Annotated in this window: 15 protein-coding genes; 6 read left to right on the top strand and 9 right to left on the bottom strand. The window is 62.5% G+C overall.

Annotation, left to right across the window (positions count from 1 at the left end; translation table 11 throughout):
* Positions 1-10: 10 nt before the first annotated feature.
* Positions 11-790 (top strand): IclR family transcriptional regulator, encoded by a 780-nt coding sequence (locus GOX53_RS02135; RefSeq protein WP_171173333.1) that lies wholly within the window; start codon positions 11-13, stop codon positions 788-790.
* On the opposite strand, the gene GOX53_RS02130 is transcribed toward GOX53_RS02135, so the two are convergent.
* From GOX53_RS02130 to GOX53_RS02105, 6 genes are read right to left on the bottom strand one after another with little or no spacing between them, the layout of a single operon-like run.
* Positions 773-1,990, bottom strand: coding sequence for a DUF1116 domain-containing protein (locus GOX53_RS02130; RefSeq protein WP_171173332.1), 1,218 nt, complete (start codon positions 1,988-1,990; stop codon positions 773-775). The genes GOX53_RS02135 and GOX53_RS02130 overlap by 18 nt on opposite strands.
* Positions 1,987-2,616: a hypothetical protein gene (locus GOX53_RS02125; RefSeq protein WP_171173331.1), complete on the bottom strand. Its 630-nt coding sequence runs from the start codon at positions 2,614-2,616 to the stop codon at positions 1,987-1,989. Before GOX53_RS02125 ends, GOX53_RS02130 begins: the two co-directional genes overlap by 4 nt.
* Positions 2,616-3,242, bottom strand: a complete 627-nt coding sequence (locus GOX53_RS02120) for a hypothetical protein (RefSeq protein ID WP_171173330.1) — start codon at positions 3,240-3,242, stop codon at positions 2,616-2,618. The genes GOX53_RS02125 and GOX53_RS02120 overlap by 1 nt, the downstream gene beginning before the upstream one ends.
* On the bottom strand, positions 3,239-4,597 hold the full coding sequence (locus GOX53_RS02115; RefSeq protein WP_171173329.1) for an aromatic ring-hydroxylating dioxygenase subunit alpha: 1,359 nt from the start codon (positions 4,595-4,597) through the stop codon (positions 3,239-3,241). Before GOX53_RS02115 ends, GOX53_RS02120 begins: the two co-directional genes overlap by 4 nt.
* A gap of 18 nt (positions 4,598-4,615) precedes the next feature.
* Positions 4,616-6,079, bottom strand: a complete 1,464-nt coding sequence (locus tag GOX53_RS02110) for an aldehyde dehydrogenase family protein (protein ID WP_171173328.1) — start codon at positions 6,077-6,079, stop codon at positions 4,616-4,618.
* Positions 6,080-7,093 carry a succinylglutamate desuccinylase/aspartoacylase family protein gene (locus GOX53_RS02105; protein ID WP_171173327.1) on the bottom strand — a complete coding sequence of 338 codons (1,014 nt, stop codon included), beginning with the start codon at positions 7,091-7,093 and terminating at the stop codon, positions 6,080-6,082. It lies immediately after the preceding gene.
* Positions 7,094-7,213: 120 nt separating this feature from the next.
* On the opposite strand from GOX53_RS02105, the gene GOX53_RS02100 reads away from it, so the two are divergent.
* Genes GOX53_RS02100 through GOX53_RS02090 form a run of 3 tightly spaced genes read left to right on the top strand, consistent with a single transcriptional unit; the run spans position 7,214 to position 9,428 of the window.
* Positions 7,214-8,308 carry a histidinol-phosphate transaminase gene (locus GOX53_RS02100; RefSeq protein WP_171173326.1) on the top strand — a complete coding sequence of 365 codons (1,095 nt, stop codon included), beginning with the start codon at positions 7,214-7,216 and terminating at the stop codon, positions 8,306-8,308.
* Entirely contained in the window at positions 8,308-8,856 is a 549-nt protein-coding gene (locus GOX53_RS02095; RefSeq protein WP_171173325.1) for a decarboxylase, read from the top strand. Before GOX53_RS02100 ends, GOX53_RS02095 begins: the two co-directional genes overlap by 1 nt.
* Positions 8,853-9,428, top strand: coding sequence for a thiamine pyrophosphate-dependent enzyme (locus GOX53_RS02090; RefSeq protein ID WP_171173324.1), 576 nt, complete (start codon positions 8,853-8,855; stop codon positions 9,426-9,428). The genes GOX53_RS02095 and GOX53_RS02090 overlap by 4 nt, the downstream gene beginning before the upstream one ends.
* Before the next feature lie 4 nt (positions 9,429-9,432).
* Here GOX53_RS02090 and GOX53_RS02085 read toward each other — a convergent pair whose 3' ends face one another.
* From GOX53_RS02085 to GOX53_RS02075, 3 genes are read right to left on the bottom strand one after another with little or no spacing between them, the layout of a single operon-like run.
* A complete protein-coding gene (locus GOX53_RS02085) occupies positions 9,433-10,821 on the bottom strand; it encodes an MATE family efflux transporter (RefSeq protein ID WP_171173323.1) in 1,389 nt (462 codons plus the stop codon).
* A 12-nt stretch (positions 10,822-10,833) separates the two neighbouring features.
* A complete protein-coding gene (locus GOX53_RS02080) occupies positions 10,834-11,421 on the bottom strand; it encodes a helix-turn-helix transcriptional regulator (RefSeq protein ID WP_171173322.1) in 588 nt (195 codons plus the stop codon).
* A gap of 12 nt (positions 11,422-11,433) precedes the next feature.
* Positions 11,434-12,012 (bottom strand): carboxymuconolactone decarboxylase family protein, encoded by a 579-nt coding sequence (locus GOX53_RS02075; RefSeq protein ID WP_171173321.1) that lies wholly within the window; start codon positions 12,010-12,012, stop codon positions 11,434-11,436.
* A gap of 305 nt (positions 12,013-12,317) precedes the next feature.
* On the opposite strand from GOX53_RS02075, the gene GOX53_RS02070 reads away from it, so the two are divergent.
* Together GOX53_RS02070 and GOX53_RS02065 are read left to right on the top strand one after the other, a co-directional pair.
* Positions 12,318-13,064 (top strand): amino acid ABC transporter ATP-binding protein, encoded by a 747-nt coding sequence (locus GOX53_RS02070; RefSeq protein WP_305851953.1) that lies wholly within the window; start codon positions 12,318-12,320, stop codon positions 13,062-13,064.
* A gap of 1 nt (position 13,065) precedes the next feature.
* Positions 13,066-13,908: an amino acid ABC transporter permease gene (locus GOX53_RS02065; RefSeq protein ID WP_171173320.1), complete on the top strand. Its 843-nt coding sequence runs from the start codon at positions 13,066-13,068 to the stop codon at positions 13,906-13,908.
* Positions 13,909-13,931: the final 23 nt, after the last annotated feature.

The following is a 13,931-nucleotide window of genomic DNA, read 5'->3' as shown; positions in this document are numbered from 1 at the left end:
TGACGTTGAAATGCCGGATGATGGATCGACCAGAAGAGAAGGCCAGATCCCAACCAACCTGAGGCTGTTGCTGGTGCTCGAACACGTGGCGCGCAGTGGGGTTGCGGTGAAACCTTCCGAAATGGTCGAGACGCTCGGGCTACCGAAGCCGACGATTCACCGGCTGATGCATACCGCCGAGGCCGAAGGGTTTCTGCAGCGTGATCTCGATGGACGGGCCTACGGGCCCGGTCCGCGTTTGCGGCTGTTGGCGGCCAACACCATGTCGTCGGAACATCTGCGCACCGCCCGTCTGGCCATCCTCAAAAACGTCGCCGAAGAGATCGGCGAGACCTGCAATCTCGCCACGCCGGACCGCGAGGGCATGACCTATCTCGACCGGGTTGAAACCAAATGGCCGCTGCGCATCCAGTTGCCCATCGGCACGCAGGTGCCGTTTCACTGCACGGCCAGCGGCAAGATGTATCTGTCCACCTTGCGCGCCAAGGTGTTGGATGGGTTTCTGTCCGCCGCTTCGCTGGCCGACAGAACGCCGAAGACCATCACCGATCCGGAAAGGCTTCGGGCTGAGCTCGCCCAGATCCGGTCGCAGGGCTATTCGACGGATGACGAGGAATTCATGACCGGCATGGCCGCCGTTGCGGTTCCGGTGCCGGACAGTCAAGGCCGGTTGCTGGCCACTCTGTCGGTGCACGCTCCGGTGCAGCGGCACACGCTAGAGGATTTGAAACGGTTTCTCGATGTGCTGATGACCTCGGCCGAGGATCTTTCGCTACTGCACGAGGTTTGATTTTCTGGGCGCGGCGGCCGACAGGGCGTCTACTGCTTCGCTGCAAACTTCCGCAGGCAGAGAGAAAACCCCACCCCCGATCCGCCCTTCAATCCCATTGCGATCCAGAATCCCAAGGCTGATGATCGGCGCGGCCTCTAACGTTGCAGCCTGCCTGACGCTGCATCCAAGACCCTGATCAAGGCCTCGGAAATAGGGATGCGCACCCACCGTCAGATCTCTGCTCAGCGCGTCCAGATTGTCGGGCAAATAGTCCGCCATGGCGCTGCGTTGCTTGGGAGAGTGGGCAAAGGCTATCGCGCCCAAGCCGAAACAGTCGACCACCGCACTGTCGCCGATGGCACCCAGCGCGCGGTCGGGTGGGTGGGCGCCGAGATCGCCCCGGGGCGCATCTGCCGGGGCGGTGAACCAGCGCCCCGGCAGGCCCGCGATCTGGATACCGCAATCGCGGCCATTGCCGCCCGCCGCCGTGATCAGACCCGAGCCGGAAACGCCTTCTGCAGCTACCATCATGCATTTGGTCGCGGCCATCCACAAGTTCAGAAACAGGCTTGGTGAGGCCGCCATGAACTCGGCCACCTCATCATCTGCGATACCGCCGCGGCTGCGTCCACGGATCTCTTCGACCAATGCCGTGCCCGCGACCGGTGTGAACCCATGGCAATCGTCGCCGCCGCGCAGCCCGTCCGCCGCCAGCGGCACCAGCGCGATGCCCTCTCCGATCCCGGCTTGCAGAGCATCCCGGACACGGGTGTTCAGCCAACGGATATGCTCCAACACCGCTTGGGTCCGCAGGCCCGACCGCAGTGAAGGCCGGATGCCGCCATTGATCGGCGCAAAGGCGCGGATCTTGCCACGCCAGGCGTCATAAACCAAGTGCAGCGGCATCGATGCTGAAACTACTGCAGCCAGAGGAGTGACCACTCCGTGATCCTGCGCCGGTTTCAAAACGATCTCGCCCGCGTGGATCATCGCCTCTGCCGCGTCGAAACCCGCCGCCAGCCCCTCATAGACCGCAGCCACGCAGGCCGAGTTCAGAACCGGTTGCGTGATGTGCGTCGTATCAGTAAAGGCGGGCCCTGCGTGCAGCAACACATTCTCATCCAAACCAATAGTTTCCGCCGCAGTGTTAAAGCGGTTCCACACAGGTTGCGTCACCATGGCCCGGTCAAAGGCCAGCCTGTCGGCAGGGTGGGTCATGAGGGCTCTTCCGGCGGGATCACCCAGGTTTCCGAGAAGTAGAGAAAGGCCGTCGTCGTCTCGAACCCCGCCTGCACGCGGGTGCCCACCTCACCGGGCAAGGTGTGGCCATTGACGATGATCTGCGCATTCCGCGCAGGCACCAGCAGAGTGAACATCGTGTGCATCCCGGTGCCGACCTGATCGGGCGTCAGCTCCAGCGCCTTGGGCGGCTCCAGACCTTCCCAGACCAGTTCCACCACCAGCCCCTCGCTCGAGACGGTTTCGGTATAACGGTGGCTCATCGGATCGCCTGTGCTACGCACGGCCTGCGCGGGCCGGATCGGCAGGGCGTCAAAGGCGGGCGCGTTGCGGAAGGCGGCGAGACACCCGATGAATTGCTCCTTCAAAAAGCAGGCAAGGTCATGGTTGTCCGTCAGCATGACGTTGGGCGCCTCAAGCGGCCCCTTCTCCGCCTCCGGCGTTCCGTAAAGCAGCAACACCTGCCCCTGCCCCACCGGCGACCACGCCACCCGGAAGAACAGCGCCATGGCACTGAAATCGCCCCCGGCATCCTTGAGCAGGATGCCGGGGTTCTCGCCGGTCCAATCAACGGTTCCGTGAGTGATGGGAGTGGACAGCGGCATCAGAGATCCTCCGCAGGTGTGACCCAGGTTTCGGAGAAGGCGAGGAACGCGGTGGACATTGTCCGGCCGAAGAACTGGCGCGATGCGACCTGCCCCGGCAAGGCGGTGCCGTTCAGCAAGATCTGCGCCTCTTTCGCCTCCAGAAACACCGAATACATCTCATGCGCCTTGGTGGCCGAGTTCTCCTTGGTCACCTCGACCGGCAGAGGCGGGCCCATGTCGCGCCAGATCATCTCAAGCGTCACGCCCGAGCCGCGCAGGGTTTCGGAGTACCGGGTTTTCAGGTTGCCGGGGCGCTTTTCCACACTGTCGCAATCGAGCCATGTCATCGCCCCCAGCCCCGCCTTGCCGACAAAGGTGGGCATCCTTGTCACCCAGCCATCGACGATCCAGCGCATCATGCGCTGGTTGTCGGTCATGATCAGGTTCGGCACCTCGGGCCATCCTTGTGCCTCATCCGGGGCGCCCAAGACGATGGCGGCATGGCCCCGACCAAAGGGCGATAGCACCACGCGAAAGAACAGCGCCAGCGTGTCGTATTCACCCTCGGGGTCGGTCTTTAGATAGATGCCCGGATTTTCGCCGGACCAGTCGACACGACCGGGGTTGATGGATACTCGGGTCATTGCCAGCTTGCCTCGTACTCCTTGAGTCTCTCGGTGATGAATTCCCGCCTCTCCGGGCCCTGCAGGTGATCGCCCGACATGTAGATCGCCGCGATCTCCTTGGAGATTTCCTTGAGCACCGCCCCATCATCGCGCCCTTCCTGCATCGGGATGCGCAGCATGGTGTCGCCGCCATAGGTGGGGATCACGCCGTCGAAATTGTCGGTTGGTTGCTGCGCCGGATTGCCCGCTTTCACCGAGCGGATCGCATCGCGCAACAGGCGTCGGGCCTTGGCAACGCCCCGATCGGTGAAGCCGAGGTTTTCGCGCGCGTGGACATTGACCGGCCCCTGACTGACCCAGGCGTCGTAGTCGCCCGGATCGCGCTGGCGCTGCTCGTAATCGCGGTCAGGATCCTGCCCATAGAAATCGGTCATGCCGAAGCCCACTTTGGTTCTATCAGTCAGACCGCGCGGATCGTCCCCGTCCCGAAAATGACGCCAGGCAATGACCATCGTAGTAGTGTCGTCCACCGGCGTGATCCAGCGCGACAAGCCGCAGCGCCCGAAATAGCGTGGCCCGTCCGGCACCGGAAAGTGGCCGCCATTCTGTGTGAACGAGGGTAGCATGTGGTCATGCACCCGCACCCAGACGATATCGTCTACCCGCCGCACATTGGTGTAGAAATCGCCCGTTTGGCTTTCGTGGAATTCGATCATCGGCATCTCGGCGAAGGCGTCGATGAACTGGGTCCGTACCGCCAGCGTGTGCAGATAGACCACATGGAACGGGTCCCACGCATTCTCCATCACCTGCAGCCAATTGCACGGCGAGGTGATGAGATAGGGGAGCATCTCGTCGCCATCCTCGTCGAACGTATCCATCACCGGAAACGGCGGCATGGTCTCAGGCGGGCCGAGATAGGCAAAGGCGAGGCCTTTGAACTCGATCACCGGATAGGCGCCGAGACAGGTGCGGTTCTTCACCTGGCTGGCGGGCGGCTCGCAGGGGGTTTCGAGGATGGTGCCGTCCAGCCCGTACTTCCAGCCGTGATAGGAGCAGCGGATGCCGCCCTCTTCGACGATGCCGAATTCGAGGCTCATGTTGCGGTGGCAGCAATGCAGATGCGTGAGGCCCAGCTTGCCCTCACCTTTTTCGCGGAACAGGACCAGGTCCTCACCCAGGATGCGGATGCGATAGGGGAGATCGCCGACCTGATCGGTCATCGCCACCGGCATCCAGTAGCGGCGCAGGTACTCGCCGCAGGGAGTGCCTGGGCCGACTTCGGTGAGTTCCGGGTCGGGTGCCTCGGCCCAGACCGATTGCCGGGCGTGGCCGCGAAAATTGCCCTGAGGTGTCTGGAATGAACTGTTCATGTCTCCTCCGGGGATGGGTCAGGCGGGAAAGGGATCAGGCACTGGAGCGGTGCCAGTCCAGATCGAGCGGGTTTGCAGGAAGTGTTTGACGGCATCGGGACCAAGCTCGCGGCCATAACCCGAGCGTTTGAGTCCCCCGATGGACGCGCCGGGATCGATGCTGCGATAGTGGTTGATGTAGATGGTTCCGGCGCGGATTTGGCGGGCCACGCGAGCGCCCCTGTCGCTGTCGGACGTCCAGACGCCGGCGGCCAAACCGTAGGCGCTGTCGTTGGCCAGTTGCACGGCTTCGGCCTCGGTGTCGAAGGTTGTGATAGCGAGTACCGGACCAAACACCTCTTCGCGCCAGAGCTGCATGGTGGGAGTTACATCGTCGAATATGGTTGGGCCAACGTAGAACCCTGCCCGACCCCTGCCCGCCTCTCGCCCGTCCAGCAGACAGGTGGCGCCTTCGTCCACGGCTCGCGCAATCATCGCGCGGACCTTTTCCAGATGCGGCAAGTTGGCCAGCGGCCCGATCTGGGTCTCCGGGTCCATCGGATCGCCCAGCTGAAGCGTCCAGACGCGTGCCAGGAGCTTTTGCACCAGCACGTCCTTGACCGATGCCTGAACGATCAGCCGCGAACCGGCGACACAGCTTTGGCCGTTGGACAGGAAGATCCCCGACAAAATCCCGTTCACCGCGTTGTCCGGGTCGGCGTCACCAAAGACTACTTGCGGAGACTTCCCGCCCAGTTCCAGCGTTGCCGGAATCACATTCTCAGCCGCCGCAGCCGCCACCTTGCCGCCGCCCAGATCAGAGCCTGTAAAGGTGACCATGCGGGTTCTCTGGTCACGCACGAGCGCCCCGCCCACCTCATGCCCGTAGCCGGTCACCACGTTCAGCACCCCGGCGGGCAGACCGGCTTCGTGGACCATCTGCGCAAAAAGCAGGGTCGAGGCCGAGGCCATTTCCGAGGGCTTCACCACCATCGTATTGCCCGCCGCCAGCGCCGGGGCCATCTTCCATGCAAGGATCATCAGCGGAGAATTCCACGGCGTGATGGCAACCACCGGCCCAAAGGGCAGATAGGTCGTCTCGCTCTGGACACCCGGCACGGCGTTGTGCTGCGGCTCGCGGCTGATATGGCGGGCCTTTTCGGCAAAGGGACGGAACCAGTTGTCCAGCCCGGCAAACTGGCCGCGCACTTCAGTCAGCCGCTTGCCGTTGTCGCGGATTTCGGCCTCAACCAACTCTTCCCAGCGCCTGGCCAGAGCATCGGCCACCTGATCCAGACAATCCGCTCGTTCTGCGCCAGACATACGGCTCCAAGGGCCCGATTCAAAGGCGCGTTCAGCGGCGTCCATCGCTGCTGTCGCGTCTTGCGCATCGCCGCGTGAGAACCGGCACCAGACAGTGCCCGCGGCTGGGTCGACACTATCGATCCATTGGTTCGAGGGTGTGGTGAAGGCACCATCTATGAAGTGGCCAAACTGCTCCATTCAGCCGTCCCCGCTCACATCCTGAGCGATGAGGGCCAGCAGTTCTCCCCGTTTCACGAAGCCTCGGCAGGTATGGGCCAGAACAAGACCGTCTGCGGGAAAATGCAGGTCTTTAGAAGCGCGCTCGGGCTCGGTCACGAAATGAAACCGGCCCGCCAGATCGCCTTGGCCAACATCCTGCCCAGAAGAGACGGCGCGGTCGAAAATCCCCTCGCCGGGTGCGTAGACGGAATGCAGGGAAGAGGCGATCTCGACCCGGCGCGCCTGTGCCGGTTCGGGCTGATCCGGCAAAACGTCCACGTGCCCAAGACAGCGCAAGAGCCCCACCTCCGCCGCGTCGGTAATTTCTGGGTCCACCCCGCCGCCGCCACCCAGTTCGGTTGCGATCATCGGAACGCCTGCGCGTTCGGCTGCGGCATTCACTGACCGGTTGTCGTTGTTTGCCCCCAATTCCCAAATCAGCGGTAGGCCAAAGGCTTGCGCCAGCGCGAGGTTCTGCGCCCTGAGTGTCGGATCCGCCGTTTGTGAGGCCAGCGCCGAAGGGGCAAAGAACGACGCCCTGCCGCCCGAATGCAGATCGATGGCGGCGTCGCAGAGGGGCAAAAGCGCGGTTTCCAGATAATCTGCGATCATCGCTGTCGGTCCACCATCAGCATCGCCGGGAAAGGCGCGGTTCAGATTGGTTCCGTCCAGCGGTGAGACTCGCGACGAGGCAGCCAGTGCAGGTGCGTTCAGCGCGGGGATCAGGATCACCTGCCCTTGCAACGCCGCTGGGTCCAGCCGCTCGGACAGCCGCATGATCGCTGCGGGGCCTTCGAACTCATCCCCATGTGTGCCTCCGATGATCAGCACCACCGGCCCGCTGTCACCCTTCAGGCTGATCACCGGGATCGGGTGATAGCCCAGCGGATTGCTGTTGTCCGACCAGCGCAGCATCAGATCGCCCACCTGCCGCCCGGGTGCGGTCAGGTCCAGGGCCAGATGCAGGCGGCTGGCGGGTTTTGCGGTGTCCATCAGGTGGCTCCGACTCGCGTCCATGGACGTCTGGTATCCAGTCGTATCATAACTTAAATGAAAATGAACTTCCAAAATACATAGTTTATGTGATTTAATGAGATGCAGAGGGAGGAGCCCATGCCCGCACCGACACCGCGCCCGGGAGTTGACCGGATCAAGGCCCATATGCTGGGTGCCGGACCAAGCGGAGAGCGCCCACCCGCGATCCTGCTGCATTCGAATGAAAGCGTGTACGGGGCAAGCCCGCATGCGCTGGCCGCTACCCGCGCAGCTGTGACCGGGATCGAACGCTACCTCGAGATGCCGGACCGTCTGATGACGCCTGCCATTGCTGAATGTCACGGGCTGGACGCGGCGTGCATCACGGTGGGCCATGGCTCGGACGACCTGCTGGCCCGCGCGGCCCGCGCCTTTCTGAGCCCGCGCGATGAATTGATCCGCAGCGCGAATGGCTATCTCAAGGTGCCGAACTATGCCTACGCCAACGATGCCGAGGCCGTCTCGGTTCCAGATGACGATTTCGTCCCTTCGGTGGATCGGATGATTGCGTCGGTGACCGAACGCACCCGCATTGTTTATCTCGCCAACCCCGAGAACCCAGCGGGCACCTACCTGAGCGGCGCCGAAATCCGGCGCTTGCACGCTGCGCTGCCCGAGGACGTGCTGCTCATCCTCGACTGTGCCTATGAGGAATATGTAACCGCAGAGGATTATGAGCCCGGCCATGCGCTGGCCACCGAGGCCGGGAATGTGATCGTCACGCGCACGTTTTCAAAGATTTACGGGCTGGCCGGGGCGCGGGTTGGTTGGGTCTATGGCAATCCAGACATCATCGACTCCATCCGTCGGGTCGGCGTTACCTTTTCGCTGGCCACCCCCTCGGCGGCGGCGGTTCTGACGGCGCTGGAGGACCCGGGGCATGTGGCCATGGTCCGGCGCGAAAACCAGCAAGAGCGTGAAGCGCTAGCCGCGCGCCTTTCGGCCATGGGGCTGCACGTCGTCCCGAGTCAAACCAACTTTCTGCTGGTGAGATTTCCCGATCCAAGCCGGTCCGCAGCGGCTGTTCACGACTATCTGCGTGCGAGGGGCATCCTGGTGCGCCGCTTCGCCTCACCGGCCTATGCAGACTGCATCCGGATCACTCTGGGCTTTCCACATGAAAATGCCGCCTGTGCCGACGGGATCGGTGCGTTTCTGAACGGAGGAGCCTGATGGTCGCGACTTCCACCTCTCCGGTTGATGCCCCGTCCGTTCCCCATCCCAGCGGCGCGGCGATCCTGGCCGCGATCAAGGCGGCGGGCGTGCGTGAAGTCGTGGCGGTGCCCGACATCGTAACCAGTGACGGCCTGCTCTGGCCTGTCTCGCGCGACCCGGATTTCCGGCTGACGCGACTCTGCAAGGAGGATGAGGGCGTCTCGATCTGTGCGGCAATGTCCTACAATGGCACCCGCGCGGTGCTGACGATGCAACAGACCGGGCTGATGGATTCACTCAACGCCATCCGCGCCATTGGGGTGGACTATGAAATGCCGGTGGTGATGCTGGTGGGGCTGCAGGGGAAGGAGCCGCATCTGCCGCCGGACCAGTCCTCAGCCTACGGTGTACGCATCGTACAGCCGGTACTGCGCGCGATGGGGATCAGTCATTCTCTGATCGAGGCGCCCGGGGACGAGGCGCACATACCCGAAGCCATCGACCGCGCCTATAAACTCTCCCGTCCTCACATCTTCCTCGTCGGCCGCGCCCCAGAGGCTTCATGACCATTCCCCGCGATCAGGCCCTGACTACCCTCGCCCCGCATATCCGTGACGAAGATATCGTTGTGGCCGTCTATCAGACCAATTTCGACTGGATGGCACTCAATTCCCGACCACTGAACTATGTCGCTGTGGGGGCGATGGGACAGGCCTCATCTCACGGGCTGGGGTTAGCACTGGCCAATCCCGACCGGAGGGTGTTCGTCTTTGACGGTGACGGCAGCCTGCTGATGAACCTCGGATCGCTGGTGACGATTGCCGGATCCGGGGTGACGAACCTGCATCATGTCCTGTTTGCCAACCGCACCTACGAGGTGAATGGCGCACATCCGCTGCCCGCTGCCGACAAGGTGGATTTCGAAGGCTTCGCGCGCGCTGCCGGGTACCGCGAGAGTCGCAGTTTTTCGGATCTTAAAACGTTCCGCGCCGCCCTGCCCGGTTTCATCGACGCGCCTGGACCGCAGATGACGGTGCTCGAGATCGTGCCCGGCGCGCCTCACCCGCGCGACTATGCCTATATCCACGGCGTCGAGGCGCGTAAGAGGTTTCGTGATGCACTCAACGCGCGCCGCTGATCCCTCAGGCGGCCACACCCTGTCGCGCCCGCCAAAGCCCGCCCATCTCGCGGCGGCCCACGCGGGTTGCGATCATCAGCGAGACCATCCAGCCGGTGATCACCGCACAGGCGGTGCCGAACCAGACGCCGATTTCGCTGAACCCCCAGATACCCACGAACAGCCAGACAAAGAACGCGATTCCAAAGCCTTGCCGGTACAAGCTAATCCAAACCGTCCAGATCGGTCGCTTGAGCGCCTGCAGATAGGAGTTGATGGCAAAGAGCATCATGTAGAACGGCAGGATGACGCTGTCGACCCTGAGATAGGTGAGCCCGACGCGGATCACCTCGGGGTCGTCGGTGAAAAGGCTCAGCACCGGGCCGCCGAAGATCCACAGGGTCGGGCAGGCGATGGCAGTCATGACAAAACCGACCTTCCAGCAATAGAACAACGCCTCGCGCACGCGGGCAAAATTGCGGGCTCCAAAGTTCTGCGAGGCAATGGGCAGCAGCGCACCGGTGACGCCGAGAACCGGCAGCAGCAGGATCTGCTCCAGCCGGATCGCGACCCCAAAACCGGCGATAGCATGCTGGCCGAAACCCTTGAGCGCGAATTGCATCACGAAGCCCGACAGGAACATGACCAGCATCGACATGGCGACCGGCAGCGCCTGAACCGAGATCTCGCCAAATTTCGCCGGGCGTGGGGAGAAATTCGCAGCACGCAGCCGGGCCATTGTCCGCAATCGCAGGACCTGACGGATCAGGTACAGCATCACGCCGGTCTGGCTGATGACGGTCGAGACTGCCAGCCCGTCAAAGCCAATGCCCGGCACCAGCCCCGGAATGCCATAGATCAGCAAGGGATTGAGGCCGATATTGGCGAAGAACGCTACCATCAGCGCCCGCTGCATCGAGCGGCCGTCGCCATGGGCCTGCAGGATGCCGTTGCAACCGAAGGCCACCAGAAACCCTGGCAAGGCCAGCGACAACAACAGGTAATAACGGATCCCGGCATCACGGTACTCACCGGGCTCCGAGACCAGGTGGATGATCGCCGGGCCGTACCATTGCCCGGCCACCGCCAGCACCAGAGCGGCCAGCACCCCATAGCTCATCCCCTGCGCCGCCAGCCGCCGCGCCTTGCGCCGGTCGGTGGCCCCGAGCGCATTGCCGACCAGAGCACCCATCGCCGCGCCGAGGCCGACTCCCACCGAGATGGCGATGTAGAAAGCCTGAAACCCCAGCGACAGCCCCGCTTGTGCGCTGGTGGACAGCAAACCGGCAAAGAACATGTCCACGATATTGTAGAGCGTGTTGAACAGCATCCCGATGGCCGCCGGCACCGCAAGCGTGCGAAAATGCCCGGCGATGGCACCTCGGGTCAGGTCATGGTCGATGGGGCTGGCCATGGGTGGGCACTCTCAAGGTCGTTCGGCCTGCACGGTCAGGAACACGAATTCGGGGGTCAGCACTTCGACAAAGCCGTGATTGAGTTCGGCATCGACACTGATGCTGTCGCCCGCGCGCAGAGTGAAGCGATTCTGCCCGTAGCGATAGATCGCCTCGCCTTCGAGCACCTGCACGAAAACGACACCGTGACCGACATATGTTGGCGGCTGACCGCCATCGCGCAGCAGGGTGACCTGGCGTGCCTGAAACCGCAGGTCCTTGCGCGCATGCATGGCCAAGTTGACATATTCATGACTATGCCCATCGGCGATACGGGTCGATTTCAGCCCCTCGCCGTGGCGGACCAGCGTGTAATCAGTGTGATCCGTGCGCGCCTCTCGGAAGAGCGAGACAATCGGCACCTCCAAAGCCTCAGCCAGCGCGGCCAATGTACCGATCGAGGGCGAAACCAGCCCGTTCTCGATCCGGCTGACCATCGCCGCCGAAATCCCCGACTGATCCGCCAGCCAGCGCGCGGACTGTCCCCGGCTCTGGCGCAGCTCTTTCAGCGAAGCGCCGATGGCCCTGTCGATCTTTCTGCCGGGGGGGTCCGTCTGCATGGCGCAGGCCCTTCACTCGCTCTTGTAGTACCCGACCACATCACCCTCGGTCGTCACGCCAAGTCCGTTAAGCAAACGGTTGGCGTAGTTGAAATAACAGACGATCTGGTTGATCTCGAGGATCTCGCCGTCCTCCCAGCCGGCCTCCTTGAGGAAGGCCACATCGTCCCTAGCGATCCCGCCGGGCGAAAGCGTCAGTTTCTCGGCATAGCGCAGGGCGGCCAGTTGCGCGCCGCCGAACGCATCCTGCGGCCTACGTCTCTGCAACGCCGCCTCGACCGCGTCGGCGCGCGCCTCGTCGCCGATCAGGTGACGAGCATTGGCCCAGTGATTGGCATAGGAATAAGGGCATTCGTTCAGGGTCGAGACATACGAGCTGATCACTTCCTGAAACCACATTGGCACGGTGTTAGTTTCGTCATGCAGACAGGCTCGGTAGAGGATCACATGCCCGTTCATCGTGTTGGGCCGCAGCGAGTGCACTCGCATCACGTTGTCCACCGTCCCGTGCGGTGTCCGCGCCAGGTCCAGGGCCGCCTTCAGCCGGTCATCGGCATCTTCGTCGGAAATCATCCTGATCCACGCAGACATTCACGTCTCCTCCTTTGGCTATCCCTTCGCCGCTCGGCGGCTAACAAGCAGTCCACCCAGTTTTGTATTGACGAATATTGCATATTACGCAACCATATTAAACATCGCGCAACAAAACTGGGGGACTTGAGGCCGGTGTCCATACCCTCCACCCAATTGCTTCGCCGCCCGGTCTTCCGATTTCGGGGCGTGCTGCGCGACTCAGCCCACAGGACCGGATGTGTGTCGCCGCCTCCAATGGCATCCCGCATCCGCAATTCCAACGGACGGCAGATCATGTTGTCCCGAAACACGACAGGCCTGAGATGACCCAGTCCGCACCCATGATCGAGGTCACGAATCTGGACAAGTTCTATGGTTCGTTTCACGCCCTGAAGGATATCGACCTGACCGTCCATCAGGGCGAAAAGGTGGTAATCTGCGGGCCGTCGGGATCGGGCAAGTCCACACTGATCCGCTGCTTCAACGGGTTGGAATGGCACAATTCCGGGCGGCTCGTCATCGACGGGATCGAGGTCTACGAAGGCGCCAAGGAAATCCGCGACCTGCGGCAGGAGGTCGGGATGGTGTTCCAGCAGTTCAACCTGTTCCCGCATCTGACGGTGCTGGAAAACCTGACTATCGGTCCGATGAAGGTGCGCAAGATCTCGCAGGCGCAGGCGGAAGAGACCGCGCGCAATTATCTTGAGCGTGTCCATATCCCCGAACAGGCCGACAAATACCCCGCGCAGCTTTCGGGCGGGCAACAGCAGCGCGTGGCGATTGCCCGCTCGCTCTGCATGGAAACCCGGATCATGCTGTTTGACGAGCCAACCTCGGCGCTGGACCCCGAGATGATCAACGAGGTGCTGGATGTGATGGTCGAATTGGCCGACACCGGCATGACCATGGTCGTCGTCACCCACGAAATGGGTTTCGCCCGCAAGGTCGCCGACACGATGGTGTTCATGGAGGACGGTCGGATCGTGGAAATCTCGCCGCCCGAGCAATTCTTCACCAACCCCTCCAGCGAACGCTGCCGGCTGTTCCTGGATCAGATTCTGGAGCACTGACATGGATGTGAGCCGGATGCCGGGCGTCAGGGGGGCGCCGCTGCCGAAGCCCCCGGCGATCCAGCGCTTTTTCGACTCGGTGCCGGTCTCGGTCGCGATCTATGTCATCGTTGTCGGGCTGATCGTCTATGGCTCGTTCACCGGCGCCCAGAACATGGGCTACAACTGGCAATGGTATCGCATCCCGCAATATCTCTACTCGTTCACCGATGACGGGTTTCAGTGGGGCGAGATCATGATCGGTCTTGTCGCCACGCTGCAATTGTCGGTCATTGCCTTTGCGCTGGCCACGGCCCTCGGCCTGCTGGTGGCGTTGCTGCGACTGTCGGGGCTGATCGTCGGATCGGCAGTGGCGGTGGGGTTTCTGGAGCTGATCCGCAACATCCCGCTGCTGGTGCTGCTTTATCTTTTCTACTACGTGCTCGGCCCGATCTTCGGGTTCGACCGCTATACGGCCAGTGTTCTGACGCTCGCTGTGTTCCATGCCGCACTGATCTCGGAAATCCTGCGCGCAGGGATTAATGCAGTTCCCCGGGGCCAGTGGGAGGCCGCGAAATCCATCGGGATGACGCAATTCCAGACCTATCGTTATATCGTGTTGCCGCAGTCGGTGCGCTTTATGCTACCGCCGATGACCGGCGAGGTCGTGCACCTGATCAAATCCTCGGCAATCGTCAGCGTTATCGCCGTCGCCGAGCTGACCACCATCGGGCGGAACATCATTTCCGACACCTACATGAGCTTTGAAATCTGGTTCACCGTCGCCGCTGTCTACATGGCGGTGACGCTGATCCTGTCTGCCGGCGTGTCCTATCTGGAGCGGAGATACTCAGTCGATCAATAACCACACAAAGACCGCTCAAACCA

Source organism: Ruegeria sp. HKCCD8929, from assembly GCF_013031405.1.
Lineage (GTDB): Bacteria > Pseudomonadota > Alphaproteobacteria > Rhodobacterales > Rhodobacteraceae > Ruegeria.
This window is presented reverse-complemented; position numbering and strand designations above follow the sequence as displayed.